Origin of the sequence: Algoriphagus boseongensis, from assembly GCF_004362805.1 — a bacterium.
GTDB classification, from domain to species: Bacteria; Bacteroidota; Bacteroidia; order Cytophagales; family Cyclobacteriaceae; genus Algoriphagus; species Algoriphagus boseongensis.
Map to the genome: position 1 here is coordinate 90,479 of NZ_SNYF01000009.1, position 22,633 is coordinate 113,111.

Genomic DNA, 22,633 nt, shown 5'->3' on the forward strand with positions numbered 1-22,633 from the left:
TTTATATAAATCCTATTGGATTTCAAAAATTGCAGATTCCCAAGGTCCAAGAATTAGGTCCAAATCTGCGCCATTTTCATTTACCCGAAGGGTTGTCTTTTTCTTTCCAAACATCACTTCTTTGATCACCCGTTCGCCTTTTTCCAAATTCCATTCCTTGACTAGCTCGGGAGAAAGTTTTAGGGTTGTTTTTACCGATTGAAACTCGTCGAAATTGGTAACCACGATCAGCTTCTGACTTTCATCCCAGCGGGCAAAAGCAAAAGTTTTGTCTGTATAAGCTGGATTTTGCTTTCGGTTGAAAGAATGCAATTCCAAATATTCTCCCATTAAAGCAGGACTGTTTCGGGTGAAGTTTAGCACCTCAGCGTAGTAGTTTCTCAGGGCTTTTTCATTATCCGAAAGTTGTCCCCCGTCAAATTTCCCTCCATTCATCCACTTCTGATGCTGAGGAACTCCCACGTAATCAAATATGGACGTACGGCTGGGCTGTCCAAATCCAGCCATTTCTGCTCCTGGTTCCCCGACTTCCTGGCCAAAATAGATCATGGTTGGTGACGTCGAAACCGTCGCAGAAACGACCATAGCAGGCATAGCTTTCCAGGGATTTCCGGCAAACTCCGGACTGGCAATTCGCTGCTCGTCGTGATTTTCCAGGAAGTGGAGCATGTGGTGCTCAATGTCTTTTAATCCCTCCAGAATCGGAGCCAGGTTGTCCGTGGAACCGTGACCCTGCATGATATGCTTCAGCGTGTCGTAAAGCTCTACCTTATCGTAGAGGTAATCCATTTTTCCCTTTCGGATATAGTCTATGTAGAGGCTAGGATTATAAACTTCTGCCAAAAGGAAAGCTTCCGGATTGGTCATTTTGATATGGGAATTGAGGTAGGACCAGAACTCTACAGGCACCATCTCGGCCATATCAAATCGGAATCCGTCTACTCCTTTACCCAACCAAAACTGGATGATGTCCTTAAATTTTTTCCATGAATCCGGAACGTCTTTTCCCTGCCAAAAGTCATAATGAGCTTTCCAATCTAAGGAATTCGCTCCCGTAGGCAACTCGTCAAAATCTTTTTTTCCATCGGGACTTACTCCATAATTGATCTTGACAGTTTCGTACCAATCGTCAAAGTTGGGTTGTGCGAGACGAGAGCCATTCCCGGTCCATTTGGCTGGATTTTCGTCAAACTTTCCATCGGCAAAGGGATGCTTTTCTCCTCCCAGTGGGCGATAACCATTTTTGGAAATAGGTACTTGAAAGGCCTTTCCCGGGATATAATAGAAGTTATTGTTTTTAGCGTATTCTACTGTTTTGTCATCATCGGCTCCAAAATCCCTAACTCCAGCAGGATTGTTTTTTCCTTCGTAATGTCTAGAAACATGGTTGGGTACGATGTCGATGATCACCTTCATGTCGTGCTTGTGAGTTCGGGCAATTAGCGCTTCAAATTCCTCCATTCGCTTGGTCACATCCACCGCCAAATCGGGATTGACTTGGTAATAATCTCGCACAGCATAGGGTGAACCCGCACGGCCTTTAATCACATCAGGATCATCTGATTCCACACCGATCTCAGGAAAATCTCCGATTACCCCATGATGCGGCACACCCGTGTACCAAATGTGGGATACGCCAAGTTTTTTGATTTCCTCCAAGGCGGTATCCGTGAAATCGTTGAATTTTCCCACTCCGTTTTCTTCCTTGGTACCCCAAGGTTTGTTGGTCGTATTGGTATTGCCAAACAGGCGTGTGAAAACCTGATAAACGATTATTTTTTTAGGCTTCATAGATTCTGGTTCTTGCAGCTCGGTTTCTTGGCAGGAAAATGTGACCAAAGCCATGGCTGCTAGGATGAAAAATTTCTTCATCAGGTTATCGGGTCAATCGGTAGAGTAAAATAGTATTTCTCTTGATCAAATCAGGGAACTGCTTCATGTTAATTGTTTCTCCAGGTGCATGGGCACCAGAGCCAGAAGCTCCCAAACCGTCAAGGCAATCCAGGTATTCCGCCACAAATGAAATATCTCCTGCACCTCTGCTTCCAGGATCTCCAGGCTTGACGATACCGAATCCCATATCCTGAGAAACCTGGCTTAAAACTTCTGCCAAAGCATAATTTCCTTCCGTTGGGGCCATTGAAGGGATGTAATCGTAAAAGGTGATTTCGGCACCAGTTTGAGGAAGATTCTTGGCTACAATTTCTCGCATTTTTGCTCGTGCAGCTTCTTTTTGAGCTTCACCCAAAAACCGCAAATCTCCTGTGACAATAGCCTCTCGGGCTACGATATTGGTTTTTCCAAGGGATGTTGCAGTTCCGGTTACTTCATCAAATTTCACATCAGAACCTCCCACAAACTGACCCGGATTGAAGGTTAAGTATTTTTCCCCAGCCAAAGCTTCACGGAATTCATCCAAGATTCTGGCAGCTTCATAGATAGCTCCATAACCTGCATTTTGACCAAAGACTCCGCTGGAATGAGATTGCTTTCCACTGGTTTTTAGCCTCCAGCCACTTGCACCACGGCGAGCAACTGTAGTGGTACTAAATCCCTGAGCCGTCTCATAGCCCAAGGCAATGTCATGCAGTTTTGCCCGCTCGATGAAGTCTTTTCTGGAAAGTTTTTCGTTTCCTGTACTTTCCTCATCTCCATTGAAATACACGGTAATTGTGCGGTCATCCAAAAGGCCGAGTTCATGAAGTGCCTTTAAGCTTGCTAAAACCAACACGTCTCCCCCTTTCATGTCGTTTGCTCCTTGACCAGTGGCAGTGCTATCATTTAGGTAAGTAAATGGGGTAAAAGGCATGTCTTTTTCAAAGACGGTGTCCAAATGCCCGATTAAAAAAAGCTTTTTGCCTTGGGTTCCTTTTCGGGTTGCCACAAAATGACCTGCACGATTGACTTCTGCAGGCACTTCCACCCATTCGGTTTGGAAGCCGATTTTTTGAAATTCCAGTTCGAAAACCCGGCCAACTTCTCGTACCCCTTCTTTATTCAAAGAACCCGAGTTGATGTTCACTACTTCTTCGAGGAGGGCAAGAGTCTCCTGATAGTTTTTATCGATTAGTTCGATGAGCTTTTGCTCTTCTTTAGTAAGTTTTTGCTGGGCAAGGGAAAGAATAGGTCCACTGACCAAGATGAGAATCAGGATGATTTTTTTCATGGGAGGAAATTAGGAGAAAAAGAGTCTAGGGGCAAGAAAGCACCATCAATGAATTTGAAAACTGGATTTTTACCTCGATTTATTTGATTTCAGAAAATCAAAAAGCACATAGGAAATTGGAACCCCTATGAAGAAAATTAAAGCAATTAATGAAAAATAATCAGGTAGCTGAGTTTGATTTCCAAGCCCAATTTGAATTGTGCCATAATTAATAAAGGCAAAAAGGAAAACCATCCCCGCATTTAATATCCTAAGCATCCTTGCGTATTTCATTTGAAAATACTCAAGTCTTTCTGGATCTGGTTTAAAGGGGAGATTAATAAGGCTTGGAATATGGCTTACTACTCCGATGACTAGGTAAAGGATAAACCCGGTAATTGGAAGTAGCCAAATTATTCCTTTTGAGCCGTATGCATTAGGTAAACCATCCGAGTTAAAGTGTCTCGGAATAGAATCAGGCAGGTTTTGATAATTGATCGCTGGAAGGATAAAAGATGCTAAAACCAGAAGAATTCCAAAGATTTCAAGGAATTGATCAAATGGATGTTTTTTAAGGCTTTGCATTTGGGTAAAAGTTGAATTGGGATAGAAATCTTTATTTGATCAAAAGTTAGGTATGTGATTTTGGTACTTACTAAACTATCAATTTCATTCGGGAAGCTTGAATTTCTTTTTTAGCTATCCTTTATCACACACCTATCAGTGCCAACACCTAGTCCATCTAGGTGATTTGCAGTATTTTTTAAAGAGGGAATATGAAACAACTTTGGTTCAAACATTAATCAATCATATTATGAATAAGAATATTCTCTTTCTTTTTGTCTTCTTAGCCATATTTTCCTGTAAGGATGAGGAAGATACTTCACCCGATTCCACCGCGTGTGCAGGTACTGTTTGTTCTGCAACTTTAGGATCAGGAGAGACTGCAGCTACCATTCCTAGTTCTGCTGTAGGAGTTTTTAAAACAGTGGTGACTTTTGCCGAACCGACTTCCCCTTTCAAATTGGGTACCAAGGCTACATTCGAGGTAACAAAGGACCAAAAATTGATCGTTAGTATTGAGGGAAAGGACTGCATTACCTTGACCAATCCAATTTGGAGATTTGGAGCTACTTCGGGTTCAGGGAACTACACCTTCAAAGACAATTGCAGAGACAATGTAGCCTATAACCTTTCTTTTAATACCAACGGAACCTTCAATGAAGTAAATATTGAAAACGTAAGCGGGCCTGGCTTTTTCGGGCAATTTACGGTAGAGTAAAAACACCAATTCATTTTAGAATTGATGGGTTTTGTTGGAAAATGGCTAATATTAATAGTCAATTAAACCTATTATAAATGGCCAATTTTAACATCGATGCCGATAAAAATCTAACCTATGACGCCATCGTCATCGGTTCGGGCATCAGCGGGGGTTGGGCAGCAAAGGAACTTTGCGAAGCCGGCCTCAAAACCCTTGTTCTCGAACGAGGACGAATTGTAGAGCATGTCGTGGATTATCCCACCATGACCCTGGATCCTTGGGAGCATGAACTTCGTGGAGGACTCACTCCAGAGCAAAAAGCCAAGCATCCCAAAGGAGGAAGGTCCGGCTTCATTGGGGCTTTCAATGAGCATTTTCATGCTAATGATCTTGAAAATCCCTACACGGAGGTCAAGCCCTTTATGTGGGTCAGAGCTCATCAAATGGGTGGGAGATCCCTACTTTGGGGGAAGCAAACCTATCGATGGTCGGACTTGGACTTTGAAGCTAACGCTAAAGACGGGCATGGGGTAGATTGGCCGATTCGCTACAAGGACATCGAGCCTTGGTATACCCATGTGGAGAAATTCGCCGGGATCAGTGGGGAAGCTTTGGGGCTACCTCAATTGCCGGATTCTCATTTTTTACCTCCTATGGAATTAAACTGTGTGGAGAAACACGTCAAGGCTAGGATTGAAAAGGAATTCAATGGCCGAAATATGATTATCGGCCGGGTGGCCCACTTGACCGAACCTCTGAATGGTAGAGGCAAATGCCAATTCCGAAATCGATGCGATCGGGGATGTCCTTATGGAGCGTATTTCTCAAGTAATGCAGTGACTTTACCAGCGGCAAATGCTACCGGAAACCTGACCATCCGCCCATTTTCCATTGTCCAATCTGTGGTTTATGACGAGCAAAAGGGTAAAGCATCCGGCGTTCGAATTATTGATGCAGAAACTGGGGAAGACATCGTTTACAAAGCCAAAATTGTCTTCGTAAACGCCTCCACTTTGAGTACAACTCAGATATTGCTGAATTCCACTTCCAATCGGTTCCAAAATGGATTGGGTAATGATTCTGGTGAGCTTGGTCACAACCTCATGGATCATACCTATCGAGTGGGAGCCATGGGAACTGTGGAAGGATTTGAAGATCAGTATTACAAAGGACGGAGACCAAACGGGATTTATATCCCTCGCTATGTTAATCTAAAAGGTGGTCCGCAATCTGACAAATTTGTCCGTGGCTTTGGCTTCCAAGGCGGTGGTGGAAGATCAGGTTGGGGAGCGGGAAGCAATCAGGAAGATTTTGGTGGAAACTTTAAAGACGGATTAATGAAGCCAGGACCTTGGGAGTTTTTTATCACAGGATTTTCTGAGTGTCTCCCGTATCATGAAAACCAAGTATATCTCAACAAAGACGTCTTGGACAAGTGGGGTCAACCTACTCTTTCGATTGATGCAGAATGGAAAGCCAATGAATTGGCGCTAAATGATCAAGCAAGACAAGATGCCAAGGAAATGCTGGAAAGAGCTGGTCTCAAGGACATCATGGAATTTGACAACAAGCATGAAATGGGCTTTGGAATCCATGAGATGGGTACCGCCCGAATGGGGCGAGATCCAAAAACTTCTGTGTTAAATGGTAACAATCAGGTTCATGGATGCGAAAATGTCTTCGTCACGGATGGAGCGTGTATGACTTCTTCTTCCTGTGTGAATCCTTCCTTGACTTATATGGCCTTGTCAGCACGAGCGGCCAATCACGCGGTTTCCGAACTTAAAAAATTGAATCTCTAAGCCATGAATAGACGCGACGCACTCAAAAAATCAGCTTTAGCGCTCGGAGCAGCAGCTGGAGCACCGACTTTGCTCAGTTTGCTTCAGGCTTGTGCAAAAACGGATAGACTTACTTGGACACCTCAATTTCTTGCTGAGAACCAGGCTAGATTCATTTCTTCATTTGTAGATTTTCTTTTACCTAAAACAGAAACTCCCGGTGGCTTGGATGTCAAAGCGGATGTTTTCATCGATCTGATGTATGCAAAAACTTATGATGAGGCAGGACAAAAGCAGATAGTTGCAGATATTGAAAAATTCAATGCAGACTGCAAGGAGAAATTTGGGAAAATATTTGCTGAGCTTTCTGAAGAAGACAAAACAGCTTGCTTCAAAGAGCACGAAGCTAATTCTCCTAAATTTCCCAAAACTGTTTGGGGTGGAGCAGTTGGACCTCGAGAACCAGTAGGATTATACCGAGGATTAAAATCAACCGTGCTTTGGGCCTATTTTAGTTCTGAAGAAATCGGAAAAAATGTACTGAGTTACGATCCTATTCCAGGTGAGTATTTGGGATGTATTCCCCTCTCAGATGTAGGAAATACCTGGAGTTTGTAGTTTTTTCTCATAGATGCCACAGATAATCACTGATTCTTTCATCCGTGATTATCTGTGATCCTATTAAAAAACTTGCAAGGAATTGCCTGAAGGAATGTGGTAAACAGGAAGTCCCGGCATATTTTGAGTGAGCCAGTTTTTGACAAATTCTGATCCTCCCTCCTCGCTTGCTGAATGACCGATCTCGATCATGGATAGCTTCATGCCGATCTCATTAGCAGCACGGACATATTCAGGAGTTTCCCACTCATTGGATTCTCCGCAAACCAGTACATCAGGTCTGTGCTCCATGATCTGGGTAATCTGAAGACGCCCGCCAACAGCACCGGGAAGAAGAAGTACTTTAGAGCAAGTCTGGTTCAAATCACCCACATAGCGCATGGCAGGCACACCAAGCTTGGTTTTGATATGATTGATTAAGCTACGAAGATTCGTTTTTGGGATGTTTAAAATTCGGCTTCCTGGAGTATAATATTCATTCCAACCCAGGTCTCCCACTACTCCTACACGCACTCCATCATCTTGCATTCGGTGCACATAGTCATGGTTTCTCCAAAGCGTAATTCCATTTTTTTCCATCAAATCATACTTCGCTCTAAAGACAGGATCCTCCTGTAAGTAATCCGTGTCGTCCTGTCCCGAGAAAAAGGTGGGCTCATGGGGAATGATCAGATTTGCCTTAAGTTCGATTGCTTTATGGATTATTTCCATGGTGGTAAACATGGTAGTTACCACGCCTGTGACAACAGTTTCCCTGGATCCTACTTTGATTGTATCCACAGTTCTTTCGAATGGAGCATTAGGAACTTGACTGATGAAAGTATCCATGATTTCTCCAACTGTCCATGATTTTTTGGAATCAAAAGAAAAAGCTGAAAGAGGAGAAGATAGGAGACCCGCACCAAGAAGAGCTCCTGATTTGAGCATGAATTCGCGTCGGGAAGAATTGTTTTTAGATTCCATGGGCATTGTTTTTTGCCAATTTAAACAAATCGGGAAGAGTGGTCCACCCTTTTTATAGGAAAAGAAAAAGCCTTGAGTTTCAACCCAAGGCTTTTGATGAATTGTATGGAAAGGCTATTCTACTTTGATATTCGAGATCCAAAGTGTTCGCTGTCCTTCTGCATTTTTATGTGTGGTGACAAATTTTAATGGTCCATGGGTTTCTACATCTTCCCAAGTGGTGGGACGTCCCTCAGGACCATTTCCTCTGCGAAACACCCATTCTGTAATCATTTTATTTTCATCCAAATACAGGTCATAAGCATCACCTGGGGTGTAGCCCATTCCCGGAGCTGCAGGTTCCCCTGATTTGTAGACGATCGTTAGTTTGGTAGAATTTTTTCCAGCTATCGGAGAGGGTACATTTTCTTCCACTTCGAAGGTATATCCGGTATCCCAAGCCAATTGGAAAGGCATCATCGCCCAGTATTTGTCGTTGATAAATCCTCCGTCCTGCTTGGGTAGGGAGTCAGCAGTGAGGCTGTAAGTCAAGGTCGTATCCGGACCGGAATAGTAGACGGTGCTGTCTTTGATATTCCATTTCCAATCTCTGGAAAATACATTTACTGAATCCCGCTGTACATTCCAGGTGTAGGAAATTGAGTTGACTTGGTCGAAATTTTCAAATCCATAGGCCTTGGCTACTTGAAAAGGCAAGGTGTCTGGCATCTGAGGTTTTTGTTCGCATGAGCTAAAAAGCCAAAGCAAAAGGAAAAGAGGTAGGAGGTTTTTCATGGTTAGGTTGATGATTGAGTACTAAACTACTGATTATTAGCTTTGTTTTGAAATCCATTTTTTGAATTTCTGGTATTCCAGATATTGGTAGAATGGCCGAATTACATAAATGAAATTGTTGAGATGCAATAAAACCCGGAATAAGGTCGACGGAAAAATCTTCTTTTTCCCAGAAATTACTCCTTTGACGATGGCTTGAGCCACTTTCTGAGCAGATTGCAATGGGAAGGATTTTGGAGTTCCTTTTCCGGCAGCTTCAAAAAACCCGGTTTTCGTACCTATCGGAAATACCAAAGTCAACCAATTTCCTTCTTTTTCTGCCCAAACCGCCCTGGCCCATTGAAGCAAAGCCGCCTTGGTGGCACCATATAAGCTATAGCCGGGGATCGCCCAGAAACTTATGGCTGAGCAAGTGATGATGTGTTGAAATCCCGAATTTTGGGAAAGTGATTTTAAGGAAAGACCCAATTGAATGGGGGAATGGACATTCAATTGGAAAAGGGTTTCCATATTTTCCCAATCCTGTTCTGTGAAAGGTTTGTATTCAGCTTTTCCTGCATTGGCAAAGCAAAAATCAACAGATTTCCAATTAGACTTGACCCAATTCAAGATGTGTTGATTGCCTTCCTTACTACTCAAATCAGCCTTTAATACATGGATTTCAAGGAATTCCTTTTGCAATTTTTCCAAAAGTGAATCTGAAATATCCACCGCCAAAATATTTCTGGCTTCCGGGTAAATCAATCGGACCAGTTCCAAACCAATTCCAGATCCCGCGCCGGTAATTATTACATAGGAATTCTTAAACGATTTCATCCTTGAAAATCGGTTCGGGAAATTCTAAGTGAAATGGGTCAATTTTTACAGAAAGGAGAGGTTTGATTTCTCTGAAGTCTGGAAAGAACTCAGGATTTATATCGACTGCCTCAATTTTAGCGAGTTTTCCCCAGCCTGTCCCGGTGGGTTTGGTGTAGTATTTAATCTTCTTCCATACCTGACGCAGGTGTATTGGTAGGATGGCAGTTGTGACAGGGAATTTGATTCCTCCGTGTTTTAGACGGATTGAAAAAATTGGTTTTCCACCTGAGAGTACCTTGATTTCTTCAGTATTTCCATTCTTTTCCCAGGAAAAAGGCAAGGTCTCCTTCGGAATTCCCCAATTGGCCTGTCCATTGAGAGTACTGCATTCTGAGTCCACGTAGATTTTGGTGATGCACTGGGTTTTGCTTTTTCGAAATTTCCCCGGAATAAAGAGTAATTCCTTATAGGGACCAACAGGAGATTCGGTGTAATTAACCAGCATCACATAACCCAATCCACCTCTAAATCTGCCTTTTAGACTTTCGGGAAGAAAGCCATTGTCCTCCACCCAGTTTTCTCGGAATTTAAACATCAAAATGAATCCATCTCCCTTAAGCTTCCAGGGCGCCGGAGCCTTTTTGACTAAATGAAGATCTGAGAGAGATGCTTTATTTTCAGGCATAAGGAGAGGGGCTTATAGAGGTCCATCCCCCGTCAATAATGAGGGTTTGTCCTGTGATGTGTCTTGCTGAATCTGAAAGTAAAAATGCTGCCGCGTTGGCGATATCAGTGGCTGAGGCAGGCCTGCCCATAGGCGTTAGTCGAGACCATGTGCCTGCATATTCTGGGTCAGAGGTAGTTCTTTCCGTTAATGTCGCTCCTGGTGCAATAGTATTTATTCGTATTCCTAAAGGAGCTAATTCAAGCACCAGATTTTTGGCTAGCATTTCAATGGCAGCTTTGCTCATGGCATAAGCGGCGAGGTTTTCATGACTCTGATGAGCTGTCACTGATGAGGTGAATAATATAGCGCCTCCTTCAGCTTGGTTTTTCATCACTCTTGCGGCTGCCTGAGTTAAGAAAAAGGTGCCAGCCTGATTTACTCTGACTACTTCCAAAAAATCTGCTTGGCTATAGTCCAGAAAATTTCCGAAAAGCGTTATTCCTGCATTACAAACCACCTGATCCAATCGACCAAAATTGCTTAAAGCGAGTTCGATTAATTCATCAATGACAGATTGATCAGCCGCATCTCCTGAGCATCCAAGAACGGAGCCTTTTCCCATTCTGGAAAGATTTGCCACTGCTTCCTCTGTGAGGCTTTTTTCTAAATCATTCAGGACCACATTTGACCCTTCCTCCAAAAGTTTCCTCGCGATTTCAAGACCAATTCCTTGTCCTGCTCCGGTGACTATGGCTACTTTTTGGGTTTTCATGGCAATGGAAGTTTAATTGGGAGAGGTTGGGTTTTCTTAGTGCGAATCTCTTTTTACCACCGATCCTGAACTTCCCTGAAGAAAATCAAAATCTACTCCTTCGTGAGCTTGATTTACTTTATCCAAAAACAGATTTACATATCCTCTCTCATAAGGAAGTTCTGTTGGCTTAAAGTTTTCTTTTCGCTTTTCAAAGTCCTCCTCTGAAATCAAAAGATTCAAGGTTCGGTTAGGCACATCCAATTCGATCATGTCTCCATTTTGGACAAAAGCCAATGGTCCGCCAATGGCTGATTCTGGTGAGACGTGAAGGACTACCGTTCCAAAGCCAGTTCCGCTCATCCTACCGTCAGAAATTCGAACCATGTCCTTGACTCCTTTTTCCAGGAGTTTTTTAGGTAAGCCCATATTTCCAACTTCCGGCATTCCGGGGTATCCTTTTGGTCCCACATTTTTTAAAACCATGACGCAGGTCTCATCGATGTCCAAGTTTGGATCGTCGACCTTGGCTTTGTAGTCATCTATATCTTCAAAAACCACGGCTCTTCCTTTATGCTTCAAGAGGCTTGGGGTTGCAGCTGATGGTTTTAGTACTGCTCCATTCGGACAAAGATTTCCTTTCAAAACCGCAATTCCTGATTCCGGTTTAATAGGATTTTCAAGTGTTCCAATCAGATTTCTATCCCAACATTCGGCTTTGCTGATGTTTTCGCCGATAGTTTTTCCATTGACAGTAATGGCATCAGTATGGAGATGCTTTTGGATTTCTCGCATGACCGCAGGCATTCCACCGGCGTAAAATAAGTCTTCTACCCAATGCTCTCCTGAAGGTTGGACGTTTGCGATCAAAGGGATTTTGGCAGAGAAATGGTCAAAATCTGTAAGATCCAATTCAACTCCAATTCGCTTGGCGATAGCGGTCAAGTGAAGGATGTAATTCGTGGAGCCTCCGATAGCCGCATTGACCATGATGGAGTTTTCAAAGGCCTTTCTGGTTAAGATTTTATCCATGGTTAGGTCTTCTTTGACCATCTCCACGATTCGCATTCCAGCCATATGAGCAAGGACTTTTCTTCTTGAGTCAGCCGCAGGAATGGTTGCATTATCCGGCAAGGCTAAACCTAAGGCTTCAACCATCGCAGCCATGGTAGAGGCAGTTCCCATGGGAGCACAATGCCCGATAGATCTGGACATGGAGGATTCGACCTCAATCATGTCTTCTTGGCTTAGTTTGCCCACTTTATAGTCTTCGGCAAATCTCCAAATGTCAGAGGTTCCGATTTTTTTTCCTCTAAATCTCCCCACAAGCATGGGGCCACCGGAAAGAACCAAGGTCGGAAGATTGACTGAAGCAGCTCCCATGACCAAAGAAGGAGTAGTTTTGTCACAGCCGCACATCAATACCACACCATCCATTGGATTGGCTCGAATGCTTTCTTCCACATCCATGGATGCCAAATTTCGGAAAAGCATGGCTGTTGGTTTGATCGAACATTCCCCGAGCGACATTACCGGAAACTCAAGCGGAAATCCTCCAGCCTCCCAAATTCCTCTTTTCAAGGCCTCGGCTAGATCTCTAAAATGTGCGTTGCAGGGGGTGAGTTCGGACCAGGTATTACAAATTCCGATTACTGGTTTTTCTCCTGTGAAAAGATGATGGGGAAGTCCCTGGTTTTTCATCCAGGAGCGATAGATGATTCCGTCTTTTCCCGTTCTGCCGTACCATTCTTGGCTACGGAGTTTTTTCTTGGACATAGGTTACTGGGTTGAGATAATTTGTCCAGAAGTTAGAAAAAAATGACAAGAAGGGGAAAAAAGTAAAGTTTAATGGCAACTATTTCCTTTGAAATGTGGAATTCAAATCAACTGGATTCTATTTCTTTGATCGCCTCTTCCAAAGCCTCCAAATCAATTGTAAAATTTGTCATGATGGTATCCTTGTTGTCTCCTCGATTTAAAGTGTAATAGTAGGGAAGTCCTAAGGCAGAAGCTAAGTTGAAATAGCAATGGGTAAGGTCGTCATCGAAATTTCTCATCTCTAGTACTTTAGCTTCCCTTGGGAGAAAAAGCATATTGGTAAGCGCCGCTCCGTGGAGACCAACCAGAATTTTTGTTTCTCCCATCAACTTGATTTGCTGTGGAAGTGTGAGTTTTTCTGTATATACGATTTCAAAACCCTTTTTCTGAAGCAATAGCTCTATCTCGGTCTCGTTATTTGCTATTCGTTTGGAGGCAAGTTTTCTGCTGATATATGTTTTCCTCCAAGGTTCCTTTATACTGGATATTGAAAGATTTGCTCTGGTTTTTTCGACCAGATCTTCATGGAAGTTTGGGAATTCAGCTGATTTAGCGGTAAGAATCAAGGTGTCAACGTGAACGTTTTCACTTGATTTAAAAAAATCCACTTTTAAACCAATTAATTGTAAGGATTCAGTTACAAAGTCTAGACTACGGTAAGATTCAGGTAAAATTACGGGGCAATCTCGATCTCTTTCCCTGCCTTCCCAGATTCTGGGTAGACAATCGGTCATCCAGTGGAAGTAATTGGCACTCCATTCATCAATTACCCACATCCCTTTAGGGATTTTTCTCCAGGATTTTGTGGCGCAGTAAGCAACTCTTTTTGCAAGTGGCAGAGGGCCTAAGCCTGAATTATGAGTAAAATTTGAATAAAATTTAATTTCCCCGGGAGAAAAAATGGTGTCCTGAAGTACCCATCCGTTTTTTAAAATTAAAGGATGAAGGCGTTCAAACCTTGCTGAAAGTGAGTTCTGAAACAGAGGTAAATCCTTTGTTTTAATATTGGCAGGTAATTTTCGGTTGATGATAATTTCTTGTCGCAAGTCACCAATATTTTAAAATTAAAAGGGAGTTTTCACTCCCTTTGCAATTTATGGTATTCGTTCGATTTTAGCTCCAAGAGCATTCAATCGTTCATCGATATGTTGATATCCGCGGTCTATCTGCTCGATATTGTCAATGATGGAAGTGCCATTCGCTGACATGGCTGCAATCAAAAGTGCCACACCGGCTCTAATATCTGGGGAGGTCATCCGGATTCCTCGAAGCGGATATTTTCTATCCAAACCAATTACTGTTGCCCGGTGAGGATCACATAGAATAATCTGAGCGCCCATATCAATCAACTTATCCACGAAGAAGAGTCTGGATTCAAACATCTTTTGATGAACCAAGACCGTTCCTTTTGCTTGAGTGGCGGTCACCAAAACGATGGATAATAAGTCTGGGGTAAAACCAGGCCATATCTGATCAGCAATAGTCAAAATCGAACCATCGATGAACGTTTCAATTTCATAATGCTTCTGTGCTGGGATGTGAATATCGTCTCCACGAAATTCCATCTGGATTCCCATTCTTCTGAAAGTTTCCGGAATGATGCCCAATCGGTGGATTTGACAGTCTTTGATGGTGATTTCGGACTGGGTCATAGCCGCTAAACCAATGAATGAACCAATCTCAATCATATCCGGAAGCATAGTATGCTCTGTACCTCCCAAAGATTTCACTCCTTCGATTGTCAGTAGGTTGGAACCCACACCGGTGATTTTGGCTCCCATTCGGTTAAGCATATCACAAAGCTGCTGCAGGTAAGGTTCGCATGCTGCATTGTAAATGGTGGTTTTTCCTTCAGCCAAAACTGCAGCCATGACAATATTTGCAGTACCTGTCACTGATGCTTCATCAAGCAGCATGTAAGTACCTTTCAGGTTCTTGCCATCAATATGGAAGATCTCGTTTTTGGCATCGTAATGGAATTGAGCTCCCAGTTTTTGAAAGCCAAAAAAGTGAGTGTCCATTCTTCTGCGACCGATTTTGTCTCCTCCTGGCTTGGAAAGTTTTCCTTTCCCAAATCTGGACAAAAGCGGTCCAAGGATCATCACAGAACCTCTGAGAGCTGAAGCCTTTTTAAGGAAATCTTCTGTTTCCAGATAATCCAGATTAACCTCATCAGCTTGGAAGCTATAGGATTCGGGACCTAATTTGGTCACTTTAACTCCCATGTCACCCAATAGCTCGATCAGCTTATTGACATCCCGAATATTTGGGATTTTGTTGATGGTGACTTTCTCTGGGGTTAAGAGTACAGCGCAAAGAATCTGAAGCGCCTCGTTTTTTGCTCCTTGGGGTATAATTTCACCTTTCAGACGTGTGCCTCCGGTGACTCGAAAAGATGCCATTTGGAATTATCTGCGTTTTTTGTGACCGTTTCGGTTTTTCTTGCTGTTGTTGTGGTGCTTCTTTTTGTGCTTGTGGTTTTCCTCCTCAATGTGCGGGATTTTGAAATCTCTCCGCGTGTTGGATTCAAACAAAGCATTGGCTCTTACCTTTTCCAAGTCGATATGAAGCTTTCCCTTGGATAGAGTTTTGATATCGTCAATGATTATTCCATCGTCGAAATTGTCCCGATTCCAGGTGGAATGGAAACTTCGCATAAGCTGACCAATGTAGATGATGGCGTTTTCCTGCTCCTCATCATTTTCGATTTCAATGGCTTTTTCAATCAGCTTTTCGATATTTCTGCCGTAGTGTTTGAATTTGACTTCACCTTTTGGGTACCCAACAGGCAAAGGTTTTTTCCCCAGAAGCTCTTTTTCAGGCATTGGAAAAGGCCCATCCACATCCAAGGTGAAATCTGACATGATGTAGATGTCATCCCAAAGTTTTTGGTCGTTTTCCTGCTTTAGTGAAGGGTTGAGTTGCTTGATGATTTCAATAACGGTATAGGCACTTTGTGTGCGCTTTTCCCGGTCTTCAATAGCTGCAACATGATTGACCAGCTGTTGAATATTTTTGCCGTATTCTTTCAAAATAAGTTGTTTGTTGTCTGAATCTTTATGCTCCATATCGCTCCCCGGTTTTGCCTCATATAAGGTAGTAAAAAATCACCAAAAGGCAGGGGAGCAGGTGATTAGTCAATAATTCTGAGCTTGGCAAAGCTAAGCAATAATGTCTTTTCGCCAAAATGCTCAAATTGGATAGTGGCTTTTTTATTAAGTCCTTCAGTTTCAATTTTTTGAACTTTCCCAAAACCAAATTTAGGATGCTCAACCAGTTGTCCGGCCTGGAGGTTATTGGTGTTGCTGGGTTTGAAATCTGGACTTGGGGTGTGAATTTTCATCTGCACCGCTGGGCGTGCTTCCGGTTGTTTTTTGATCCCTATGAAACCCTGAGAACCGGGTAATCCCTCCCTCCTTAAAGCTCCAGGGAACTCTCGGGCTGTGGACATTTTCTTATTCACCTTGATTGTGGCAGGATCCACTTCTTCCAAGAATCTACTTGGCTCACAATTGAGGAGTCGTCCAAATCTATACCGGGTCAGCGCATAAGTCAGATACAGCTTATCCATGGCCCGAGTGGTAGCCACGTAGAAAAGTCTCCTTTCCTCTTCCAAATCTTCCCGACTTTGCATCATCATCTGGGATGGGAAAAGGTCTTCCTCCATCCCAACCACAAAAACCTGCTTGAATTCCAGTCCTTTGGAAGAGTGGATGGTCATCAGTGTGATGGCATCTGTCTTGTCCTTATCCTGATCATTATCCGTCAGTAGGGCGATTTCCTGAAGAAAAGACCCCAAACTTTTATCTGGATTTTCAGGGTTATCCACATACTCCTTGATGGCATTGAGCAATTCCTGAACGTTTTCGTATCGGTTGAGTCCTTCGATGGTTTTGTCTTCGTAAAGCTCCCGTAAAAGTCCACTTTGTTTGGCGACCGAATTGGCTGCTTCGTAGGCGTCTTTTCGTTCGATTTCGATTTGGAAAGCTTTAATCATGGTGGCAAAATCGTCCACCGAACTTCCGGCTCTTCCTCCCAAAAAACTATGGGCATTTTGTACTACTTCCCAGAGCGGAATATCATGCTCGTAGGCAGAAACTAGGATTTTTTCTACAGAAGTATCCCCGATTCCTCTTTTAGGATAATTGATGATTCGCTTGAAGGCTTCCTCATCCGCCGGATTGACTGCAAAACGCAAATAGGCCATCAAGTCCTTTATTTCCTTTCTTTGGTAAAAGGAAAGTCCACCAACAATCTTGTAGGTGAGGTTCATTTTGCGAAGTGCTTCCTCTATAGCTCTTGATTGGGAGTTGGTCCTATAGAGAATGGCAAAATCGCTGTTATTAAGCTTTTTGTTGTTCTTTTCTTCGAAAATGGTCGTAGCCACGATCCTGCCTTCCTCATTGTCTGAAGTAGCTTTGATCAACTCGATCAAGTCTCCATCTGGATTGGAGGTCCATACGACCTTTTTCAGCTGGGCTTTATTCTTATCAATGATGGAATTTGCAGCTTCTACAATGGTCTTGGTCGAACGGTAATTCTGCTCCAGTTTGACTACAAAAAGATCTGGATAGTCCTTTTCGAAGTTGAGGATGTTTTGGATGTCTGCTCCACGAAAAGCGTAGATGCTTTGTGCATCGTCGCCGACGACACAAATATTCTGGTGTACGGAAGCCAGCTTTTTGGTGATTAAATATTGGGAAACGTTGGTGTCCTGAAACTCATCTACCATCACATACTTGAAGCGCTGTTGGTACTTGTTGAGCACGTCCAAGTGATCCCGAAAAAGCACATTGGTATTGAAGAGCAAATCATCAAAGTCCATTGCTCCAGCCTTGAAAAGCCTTTCCTGATACTTTTGGTATACTTCACCCATTCTGGGTTTCATGGCAGCTTCGTCATCAGCCTTGACAAAAGGGTCTTGCTGGTACGCTTGCCAGGAAATCAGTCGGTTTTTCGCACCGGATATTCTGGACAAGACCACACTGGGTTTGTAAACTTTATCATCCAGCCTCATTTCCTTGACAAGGGTTCGAATCAGCGATTTGGAATCGTCTGTATCGTAGATGGTAAAATTGGAAGGATAGCCGATTCGGTCGGATTCTACTCTTAGGATTTTTGCAAAAATGGAGTGAAAGGTACCCATCCAGGTATTTCTGGCTTCCAGACCTACTAGGCGCTCAATCCGGTGCTTCATTTCATTCGCCGCCTTATTGGTAAAGGTCAAGGAAAGAATATTAAATGGATCAACTCCTTTGGCATAGATCAAATGAGCAATGCGATAGGTGAGCACCCGGGTTTTCCCCGAACCTGCACCTGCAATGATCATCAGCGGTCCATCCGTGTGTTCTACAGCTTGTCGTTGTGGAGGGTTTAATTCCTTAAGGTAATCCATTAAATAAGTAGCCAGTCGCTAGATTTTAGTATTAAGATAGGAGAATTAAGTATCAAGAGGCAAGACGGAAGCAAGGAGACGGAAGACCGGAGACGGAAGTTGGAAGACCGAAGATACTATAGCTATGATTTTTAGAATTTAATGGAAAAATGGGTAAGACCAATTTTTCAATCTTCAAACATTTCAATTTTTCAATTTAAATCTTCCACCGCTTGTGGCTCCAGAGGTATAAGTCAGGTTGAAGCCTAATGTTTTCCTCGAGTCGTTTACAAAATTCATCCGTAATGCTATGAGGCAAATCTTCCCCGTAAGGAGGAGTAGCCAAAGGAGAAAACTCGAATCGATAATGCCCTCGCTTCAATTTGGTCATAGTACCAAAGAAAACAGGCAATTCCATTTTTTTAGCCATAAACTCACCCCCTTCAAAGAAGTAGGCAGGTCTATTCATGAATTCTCTTTGGTAGCGGTTCTCTTTTCCCGGAGGTCTTTGATCTGCAGCCAAATGAATGATCCTAGGCTTACTGCGCATGGTGATCATGCTTCTTCGGAATTCACTTTTTTCAGTCATCACTCCACCAAAATGAGTTCGGATGGCAAGCATGAGTTTATTGAAAAAAGGATTGTTTAATTTCAAATAAACCGTTTCCGCAGTGACTTCAGTATTCAATGCTACCCCCAAAATGGCCATTTCCCAATTGAAGACATGTCCTGCCATCATCAAGGCACTCTTTTCTTTGAGTACCTCTTGATCCAAGAGATGCTGATTGATTACCTGAAACCTTCTCCTCAACTCCTTTTCCGAAATAGTCAGCATTTTGATGGTTTCGGCAAAAAAGGCGTCGGTGAAATTGCGGTAAAACGAATTACGTATCGCCTTTCTTTCTTTTTCGGACTTTTCTGGAAAGGCAAATTTCAGATTCTCATCGATAACTTTTTTTCTATATCGAATCACATACCTCGCCAGCAGATAGAGGAGGTCGGAGAAGAGGTAAAGCACCCCAAGGGGTAATCTGGAAAGTAATCTGAAAAAAAACATCAACTAAGGGAATTTTTTAAGGGATATCTTCCTTTTGGGTAAATCTCTTGGACAAAATAAAGGAAATAGGCTGACTTTAAGTTCAGACTTTAGGGATAAATTGGGGCAATGATTACTTTTGGTGCTTATGTCTGAAGTACAGCGAAGGAAATATTCTCAGGAAGAGAAGACTGCCATCTTCGATGGGGAGTTTATGCCACACATAGACTCTATGTACAATTTTGCTTTTCGACTCACCTTTGATGAGGATGATGCCAAGGATTTGGTGCAGGATACCTATATGAAGGCTTTCCGATTTATCAATTCATTTGAGCAAGGAACGAATGCCAAAGCTTGGCTTTTTCGAATCCTGAAAAACAGCTTCATCAACGAATACCGGAAAAAAAGTAAGCAGCCTGCGAAGGTAGATTATCAGGAAGTGGAAACTTTCTACAACTCGGATGATGTTGACTACCAAAGTACTACTGATTTGCGTGCGGAATCGGTGAAGGATATGCTGGGAGATGAAATTTCCAATGCACTCAATGCCTTGGCAGTTGACTTTCGCACAGTGATCATTTTGGCGGATTTGGAAGGGTTTACCTATGAGGAAATGGCGAAAATTCTTGACATTCCTATAGGCACGGTGCGGTCTAGGCTTCATAGAGCCAGAAATTTATTGAAAGAAAAATTAAAAGGGTATGCCCAAACTATGGGATACAATACGGACGAAGAGGAGGAATAAAACGATTATAGATGGAAGACAAAGAATTATCATCCGGGGAGCGAAAGCTCGAATGCAGTGATGTAAGCAGGTGTTTTCAGCTGTTGGAAAGCATCTTGGACGGTGAAATGGGAGAAGAAAGCAAGGACCTTCTTCAGGAAAAATTGGCCAAGTGTCAGCCCTGCTTTGAGCATTATCATCTCGAGCAAGCCATTCGCGAAGTGCTCAAGACCAAATGCACCAAACAACCCTGTCCTGAAAAATTGGCTGACTCTATCCGCCAAATGATCCACGATAGCAAATGAGTCAAGCCGCTGGCAAAGCCATCATATTTTCAGCCCCTTCCGGTTCCGGGAAAACCTCCCTGGTCAAACACCTGATTCAGCATGTTCCCAATCTGGGGTTTTCCATTTCTGCCTGTACCCGTGACAAGCGTGGTCGGCATGAGGTTCATGGAAGAGATTATTACTTTTTAAGCATTGCTGAGTTCAAAGAAAAAATCGATGCCGATGCCTTCGTTGAATGGGAAGAAGTTTATGAAGGTAACTTCTACGGTACGCTCAAAGAAGAAGTGCAGCGCATCTGGGATAGTGGCAAGGCAGTCATTTTTGATGTGGATGTCAAGGGAGGAATTGCCCTCAAGAAATACTTCAAGGATCAAGCCTTGGCGATTTTTGTAAAGGTTCCTTCGATGGAAGTGCTTGCTTCCCGACTGAATGATCGGGGAACGGAATCTCCAGAATCACTTTCCAGAAGACTGTACAAGGCCCAATTTGAGATGACCTTTGAGCCGCAGTTTGATGTGACGATTTTGAATGACGACTTCGAAAAGTCCTCCAAAGAAGCCGTCCATCTGGTTTCTGATTTTTTGGCGAAGTAAACATGAAGATCGGGCTCTATTTCGGAAGCTTCAATCCCATTCATGTTGGGCACCTGATCATTGCCAATACGCTTTACGACCGCACCGACTTGGACGAAGTCTGGTTTGTGGTCAGTCCTCAAAACCCCTTCAAAAAGCAGCAATCCCTGATTCATGAATTTGATCGCTTGCGGATGGTCGAGTTGGCCATTGCGGATCATTTCCATTTTAGAGCTACTGATGTGGAGTTTCGGATGCCCAAGCCAAGCTACACGATAGACACACTGACTTATCTGAGCGAGCAGTATCCACAGCATCAGTTTTGTCTTTTTTTAGGTTCAGATAATTTGACTCATTTTAAGAAGTGGAAAAACTATCAGGCCATTTTGGAGCATTATGAGGTTTTTGTCTATCCGAGACCCGGAGAGACTAAGGGATTTGAGCATCCAAAAATCAAAACCATAGAGGCTCCATTGCTGGATATTTCTGCCACTTTTATCCGTAAATCCATTCAAGAGGGATATTCTGTCAAATATCTCCTCCCTGAAAAAGTGGAAGAGTATATTCTTGATAAAAAGCTTTATGAATGAAAAAGTCCCGAAGAAACTCGGGACTTTTTTGATTACTTACTTGCCACTTGTTTTGGCTTGGTAGAGATCCTTTGCCAAATCAGTTCACCCACTTGGGTTCCTTGGGTCACTCCATACTCGATGGCTGGTTTGTAGTGAATTCCACCATAGAATCGGCTGATTGCTGCTTCTTTGGCTGCGCTGGAAAAGGATTCGTATTCTCTTATCGGTAAGCCATAATCCACTTCTGAGCTATCCACCAAATGGAATTCGTCTCCAAAGAGCTGTGCCAAAGTATAGGCAGAGGCTGCTGAAGCCACGCTATGACCGCTTGTATGCTCAGGAAATGGAGGAGTCTGAAGTAAAGGCACCCAGTTTTCGTCAATGTGCTGATTGATGTAGGTTTCTGGACGGATCAGTTTGCTTCGGTACTTTTCATCCCAACAGGAAATAAAGGCCTCATTCAAGGAAATGCCGGTCAGGGCTAAGGTTTCCACCGTGCCTTTCCAGTCTTTGCCTGCTCCAGCAGCGGCAATGGAAGCAATGCTCATCCAATGTCCCCCGGGAGTGATTTTTTTCTCCGCAAACATCACATGCCCTTTGACATTCATTTTGTAGGGATTGCAATCCCAAAACATAGCGATGTCCTTATTTTCCTTAGTGGCATTGACATCCGCCTCATAAACCTCTTTCGCCAATTTGAAGAATTCCGAATTGGGATCTGTGGAAAAAGGAGGTGGAGGAAGGGGTTTGAATTGAGCAGCTGAGTCCAGGACAAAGGTTCTGATCTTGTTCCAATGCGGCTCGATCGCTTCCATGTAGGCCGGAGGAGTAGGCTGCCAAGTGCCCGGGTCACTGACTACGGTATACTTGGGGAAAGATCGACTTTGGTGGTAATTGTCCTTTTTGGAATAGGCGATGACATGATCCGCGATCTCTTTTCCGAAGGCCAGAGAAGCTTCAAAAACCTCATCAGGAATTCCTTTTTCTTTCAATTCTGCATACACCTTATCCCTGTGCTCATGCATCATTTCTTCTGAGAAAATCAATGCAGTTCCTACCTGATAATATGCCGCTAAAGCAGCAAGAGGAGGATAAATTCCCTCAGGGACAGTGACAGAAATAGGTTCAGATCCATTCAATTGCCCCATCAAAGAGGCATAATTGGTAGGGTCGGTAGCTGCGGCTACTTCATAAGCTGCCAAAGAGGTATAGGAATAAATTCGGGCTGCCACAGGAGGGGAGAAGATGTCGTGAATGATGACTTCTGTTACCCGTTTTTGGGCTCGGTGAAAGTAGCTTCCATCCGAAATGGCTTGGGAATAGTCCTTTTTTTCCTGACAGGATATTGCCAAAAGAACCAAGGCCAAGCCGGTAAATAGATATTTAAACGTACGCATAGTGGGTTTTCAATTTAAGTGTGATAAATCATTGCTCCAGATTGGGTTTTGAGCGATTGATCAACTTACATGAGAATTCAAAGCTAAGGATA

General features: G+C 43.2%; 22 protein-coding genes. 7 read left to right on the forward strand and 15 right to left on the reverse strand.

All coding sequences use genetic code 11. The features are described 5' to 3' along the window. Positions 1 to 12: 12 nt before the first annotated feature. The 3 genes from DFQ04_RS16055 to DFQ04_RS16065 all read right to left on the reverse strand — a co-directional run bounded on the left by DFQ04_RS16055 (position 13) and on the right by DFQ04_RS16065 (position 3,730). A complete protein-coding gene (locus DFQ04_RS16055; RefSeq protein ID WP_133557749.1) occupies positions 13 to 1,872 on the reverse strand; it encodes an alpha-amylase family protein in 1,860 nt (619 codons plus the stop codon). Between the two features lie 4 nt (positions 1,873 to 1,876). Then, complete coding sequence (locus tag DFQ04_RS16060) at positions 1,877 to 3,166, reverse strand: M20/M25/M40 family metallo-hydrolase (protein ID WP_133557751.1); 1,290 nt, start codon at positions 3,164 to 3,166, stop codon at positions 1,877 to 1,879. A 69-nt stretch (positions 3,167 to 3,235) separates the two neighbouring features. Continuing rightward, positions 3,236 to 3,730: a DUF1648 domain-containing protein gene (locus DFQ04_RS16065; RefSeq protein WP_133557753.1), complete on the reverse strand. Its 495-nt coding sequence runs from the start codon at positions 3,728 to 3,730 to the stop codon at positions 3,236 to 3,238. A gap of 229 nt (positions 3,731 to 3,959) precedes the next feature. Between DFQ04_RS16065 and DFQ04_RS16070 the strand changes: the two genes are divergently transcribed. The 3 genes from DFQ04_RS16070 (at position 3,960) to DFQ04_RS16080 (ending at position 6,808) form a co-directional block, all read left to right on the forward strand. Further along, positions 3,960 to 4,427 carry a hypothetical protein gene (locus DFQ04_RS16070; protein ID WP_133557755.1) on the forward strand — a complete coding sequence of 156 codons (468 nt, stop codon included), beginning with the start codon at positions 3,960 to 3,962 and terminating at the stop codon, positions 4,425 to 4,427. Between the two features lie 77 nt (positions 4,428 to 4,504). Next, positions 4,505 to 6,211 carry a GMC oxidoreductase gene (locus DFQ04_RS16075; protein ID WP_133557757.1) on the forward strand — a complete coding sequence of 569 codons (1,707 nt, stop codon included), beginning with the start codon at positions 4,505 to 4,507 and terminating at the stop codon, positions 6,209 to 6,211. A gap of 3 nt (positions 6,212 to 6,214) precedes the next feature. Continuing rightward, positions 6,215 to 6,808 (forward strand): gluconate 2-dehydrogenase subunit 3 family protein, encoded by a 594-nt coding sequence (locus DFQ04_RS16080; RefSeq protein WP_133557759.1) that lies wholly within the window; start codon positions 6,215 to 6,217, stop codon positions 6,806 to 6,808. Positions 6,809 to 6,871: 63 nt separating this feature from the next. On the opposite strand, the gene DFQ04_RS16085 is transcribed toward DFQ04_RS16080, so the two are convergent. The 11 genes from DFQ04_RS16085 to DFQ04_RS16135 form a co-directional block, all read right to left on the reverse strand. Continuing rightward, complete coding sequence (locus DFQ04_RS16085) at positions 6,872 to 7,771, reverse strand: Nif3-like dinuclear metal center hexameric protein (RefSeq protein ID WP_243739703.1); 900 nt, start codon at positions 7,769 to 7,771, stop codon at positions 6,872 to 6,874. 114 nt (positions 7,772 to 7,885) lie between these two features. Continuing rightward, on the reverse strand, positions 7,886 to 8,545 hold the full coding sequence (locus tag DFQ04_RS16090; RefSeq protein WP_133557763.1) for a hypothetical protein: 660 nt from the start codon (positions 8,543 to 8,545) through the stop codon (positions 7,886 to 7,888). 36 nt (positions 8,546 to 8,581) lie between these two features. Beyond that, the gene (locus tag DFQ04_RS16095) at positions 8,582 to 9,361 is read right to left on the reverse strand and encodes an SDR family NAD(P)-dependent oxidoreductase (protein WP_133557765.1); all 780 of its coding nucleotides are present in this window, start codon (positions 9,359 to 9,361) and stop codon (positions 8,582 to 8,584) included. Beyond that, positions 9,348 to 10,028: an acetoacetate decarboxylase family protein gene (locus DFQ04_RS16100; RefSeq protein WP_133557767.1), complete on the reverse strand. Its 681-nt coding sequence runs from the start codon at positions 10,026 to 10,028 to the stop codon at positions 9,348 to 9,350. Before DFQ04_RS16100 ends, DFQ04_RS16095 begins: the two co-directional genes overlap by 14 nt. Next, positions 10,021 to 10,782 (reverse strand): SDR family NAD(P)-dependent oxidoreductase, encoded by a 762-nt coding sequence (locus DFQ04_RS16105; protein WP_133557769.1) that lies wholly within the window; start codon positions 10,780 to 10,782, stop codon positions 10,021 to 10,023. The genes DFQ04_RS16100 and DFQ04_RS16105 overlap by 8 nt, the downstream gene beginning before the upstream one ends. Positions 10,783 to 10,818: 36 nt before the next feature. Further along, positions 10,819 to 12,537, reverse strand: a complete 1,719-nt coding sequence (locus DFQ04_RS16110; RefSeq protein ID WP_133557771.1) for an IlvD/Edd family dehydratase — start codon at positions 12,535 to 12,537, stop codon at positions 10,819 to 10,821. Between the two features lie 107 nt (positions 12,538 to 12,644). After that, positions 12,645 to 13,355, reverse strand: coding sequence for a glycosyltransferase family 61 protein (locus tag DFQ04_RS16115; RefSeq protein ID WP_133557773.1), 711 nt, complete (start codon positions 13,353 to 13,355; stop codon positions 12,645 to 12,647). A gap of 318 nt (positions 13,356 to 13,673) precedes the next feature. Next, positions 13,674 to 14,981 (reverse strand): UDP-N-acetylglucosamine 1-carboxyvinyltransferase, encoded by a 1,308-nt coding sequence (murA, locus tag DFQ04_RS16120; RefSeq protein WP_133557775.1) that lies wholly within the window; start codon positions 14,979 to 14,981, stop codon positions 13,674 to 13,676. Between the two features lie 6 nt (positions 14,982 to 14,987). Next, entirely contained in the window at positions 14,988 to 15,647 is a 660-nt protein-coding gene (locus DFQ04_RS16125; protein WP_133557777.1) for a DUF4290 domain-containing protein, read from the reverse strand. A 65-nt stretch (positions 15,648 to 15,712) separates the two neighbouring features. Then, a complete protein-coding gene (locus DFQ04_RS16130) occupies positions 15,713 to 17,974 on the reverse strand; it encodes an ATP-dependent helicase (RefSeq protein ID WP_133557779.1) in 2,262 nt (753 codons plus the stop codon). Positions 17,975 to 18,170: 196 nt separating this feature from the next. Then, the gene (locus DFQ04_RS16135) at positions 18,171 to 19,010 is read right to left on the reverse strand and encodes a lysophospholipid acyltransferase family protein (RefSeq protein ID WP_133557781.1); all 840 of its coding nucleotides are present in this window, start codon (positions 19,008 to 19,010) and stop codon (positions 18,171 to 18,173) included. Positions 19,011 to 19,137: 127 nt separating this feature from the next. Between DFQ04_RS16135 and DFQ04_RS16140 the strand changes: the two genes are divergently transcribed. The 4 genes from DFQ04_RS16140 to nadD are packed head-to-tail and all read left to right on the forward strand — an operon-like array spanning position 19,138 to position 21,162. Then, complete coding sequence (locus DFQ04_RS16140) at positions 19,138 to 19,734, forward strand: sigma-70 family RNA polymerase sigma factor (RefSeq protein ID WP_133557783.1); 597 nt, start codon at positions 19,138 to 19,140, stop codon at positions 19,732 to 19,734. An 11-nt stretch (positions 19,735 to 19,745) separates the two neighbouring features. Continuing rightward, positions 19,746 to 20,018: a mycothiol system anti-sigma-R factor gene (locus tag DFQ04_RS16145; RefSeq protein ID WP_133557785.1), complete on the forward strand. Its 273-nt coding sequence runs from the start codon at positions 19,746 to 19,748 to the stop codon at positions 20,016 to 20,018. Beyond that, a complete protein-coding gene (gene gmk, locus DFQ04_RS16150; RefSeq protein WP_133557787.1) occupies positions 20,015 to 20,593 on the forward strand; it encodes a guanylate kinase in 579 nt (192 codons plus the stop codon). The genes DFQ04_RS16145 and gmk overlap by 4 nt, the downstream gene beginning before the upstream one ends. 2 nt (positions 20,594 to 20,595) lie before the next feature. Beyond that, the gene (nadD, locus tag DFQ04_RS16155; RefSeq protein ID WP_133557789.1) at positions 20,596 to 21,162 is read left to right on the forward strand and encodes a nicotinate (nicotinamide) nucleotide adenylyltransferase; all 567 of its coding nucleotides are present in this window, start codon (positions 20,596 to 20,598) and stop codon (positions 21,160 to 21,162) included. A 32-nt stretch (positions 21,163 to 21,194) separates the two neighbouring features. On the opposite strand, the gene DFQ04_RS16160 is transcribed toward nadD, so the two are convergent. Next, positions 21,195 to 22,541, reverse strand: a complete 1,347-nt coding sequence (locus tag DFQ04_RS16160) for a vanadium-dependent haloperoxidase (protein ID WP_133557790.1) — start codon at positions 22,539 to 22,541, stop codon at positions 21,195 to 21,197. Positions 22,542 to 22,633: the final 92 nt, after the last annotated feature.

What these genes read in the sequence shown, in the direction of transcription:
- DFQ04_RS16130 (WP_133557779.1), bottom strand. Translation starts at nt 17,974, where the DNA reads ATGGATTACCTTAAGGAATTAAACCCTCCACAACGACAAGCTGTAGAA.
- DFQ04_RS16080 (WP_133557759.1), top strand. Translation starts at nt 6,215, where the DNA reads ATGAATAGACGCGACGCACTCAAAAAATCAGCTTTAGCGCTCGGAGCA.
- DFQ04_RS16145 (WP_133557785.1), top strand. Translation starts at nt 19,746, where the DNA reads ATGGAAGACAAAGAATTATCATCCGGGGAGCGAAAGCTCGAATGCAGT.
- DFQ04_RS16110 (WP_133557771.1), bottom strand. Translation starts at nt 12,537, where the DNA reads ATGTCCAAGAAAAAACTCCGTAGCCAAGAATGGTACGGCAGAACGGGA.
- DFQ04_RS16075 (WP_133557757.1), top strand. Translation starts at nt 4,505, where the DNA reads ATGGCCAATTTTAACATCGATGCCGATAAAAATCTAACCTATGACGCC.
- DFQ04_RS16140 (WP_133557783.1), top strand. Translation starts at nt 19,138, where the DNA reads ATGTCTGAAGTACAGCGAAGGAAATATTCTCAGGAAGAGAAGACTGCC.
- DFQ04_RS16085 (WP_243739703.1), bottom strand. Translation starts at nt 7,771, where the DNA reads ATGGAATCTAAAAACAATTCTTCCCGACGCGAATTCATGCTCAAATCA.
- gmk (WP_133557787.1), top strand. Translation starts at nt 20,015, where the DNA reads ATGAGTCAAGCCGCTGGCAAAGCCATCATATTTTCAGCCCCTTCCGGT.
- DFQ04_RS16055 (WP_133557749.1), bottom strand. Translation starts at nt 1,872, where the DNA reads ATGAAGAAATTTTTCATCCTAGCAGCCATGGCTTTGGTCACATTTTCC.
- DFQ04_RS16125 (WP_133557777.1), bottom strand. Translation starts at nt 15,647, where the DNA reads ATGGAGCATAAAGATTCAGACAACAAACAACTTATTTTGAAAGAATAC.
- DFQ04_RS16100 (WP_133557767.1), bottom strand. Translation starts at nt 10,028, where the DNA reads ATGCCTGAAAATAAAGCATCTCTCTCAGATCTTCATTTAGTCAAAAAG.
- DFQ04_RS16135 (WP_133557781.1), bottom strand. Translation starts at nt 19,010, where the DNA reads ATGTTTTTTTTCAGATTACTTTCCAGATTACCCCTTGGGGTGCTTTAC.
- DFQ04_RS16070 (WP_133557755.1), top strand. Translation starts at nt 3,960, where the DNA reads ATGAATAAGAATATTCTCTTTCTTTTTGTCTTCTTAGCCATATTTTCC.
- DFQ04_RS16160 (WP_133557790.1), bottom strand. Translation starts at nt 22,541, where the DNA reads ATGCGTACGTTTAAATATCTATTTACCGGCTTGGCCTTGGTTCTTTTG.
- DFQ04_RS16105 (WP_133557769.1), bottom strand. Translation starts at nt 10,782, where the DNA reads ATGAAAACCCAAAAAGTAGCCATAGTCACCGGAGCAGGACAAGGAATT.
- DFQ04_RS16115 (WP_133557773.1), bottom strand. Translation starts at nt 13,355, where the DNA reads ATGTGGGTAATTGATGAATGGAGTGCCAATTACTTCCACTGGATGACC.
- DFQ04_RS16065 (WP_133557753.1), bottom strand. Translation starts at nt 3,730, where the DNA reads ATGCAAAGCCTTAAAAAACATCCATTTGATCAATTCCTTGAAATCTTT.
- DFQ04_RS16095 (WP_133557765.1), bottom strand. Translation starts at nt 9,361, where the DNA reads ATGAAATCGTTTAAGAATTCCTATGTAATAATTACCGGCGCGGGATCT.
- nadD (WP_133557789.1), top strand. Translation starts at nt 20,596, where the DNA reads ATGAAGATCGGGCTCTATTTCGGAAGCTTCAATCCCATTCATGTTGGG.
- DFQ04_RS16060 (WP_133557751.1), bottom strand. Translation starts at nt 3,166, where the DNA reads ATGAAAAAAATCATCCTGATTCTCATCTTGGTCAGTGGACCTATTCTT.
- murA (WP_133557775.1), bottom strand. Translation starts at nt 14,981, where the DNA reads ATGGCATCTTTTCGAGTCACCGGAGGCACACGTCTGAAAGGTGAAATT.
- DFQ04_RS16090 (WP_133557763.1), bottom strand. Translation starts at nt 8,545, where the DNA reads ATGAAAAACCTCCTACCTCTTTTCCTTTTGCTTTGGCTTTTTAGCTCA.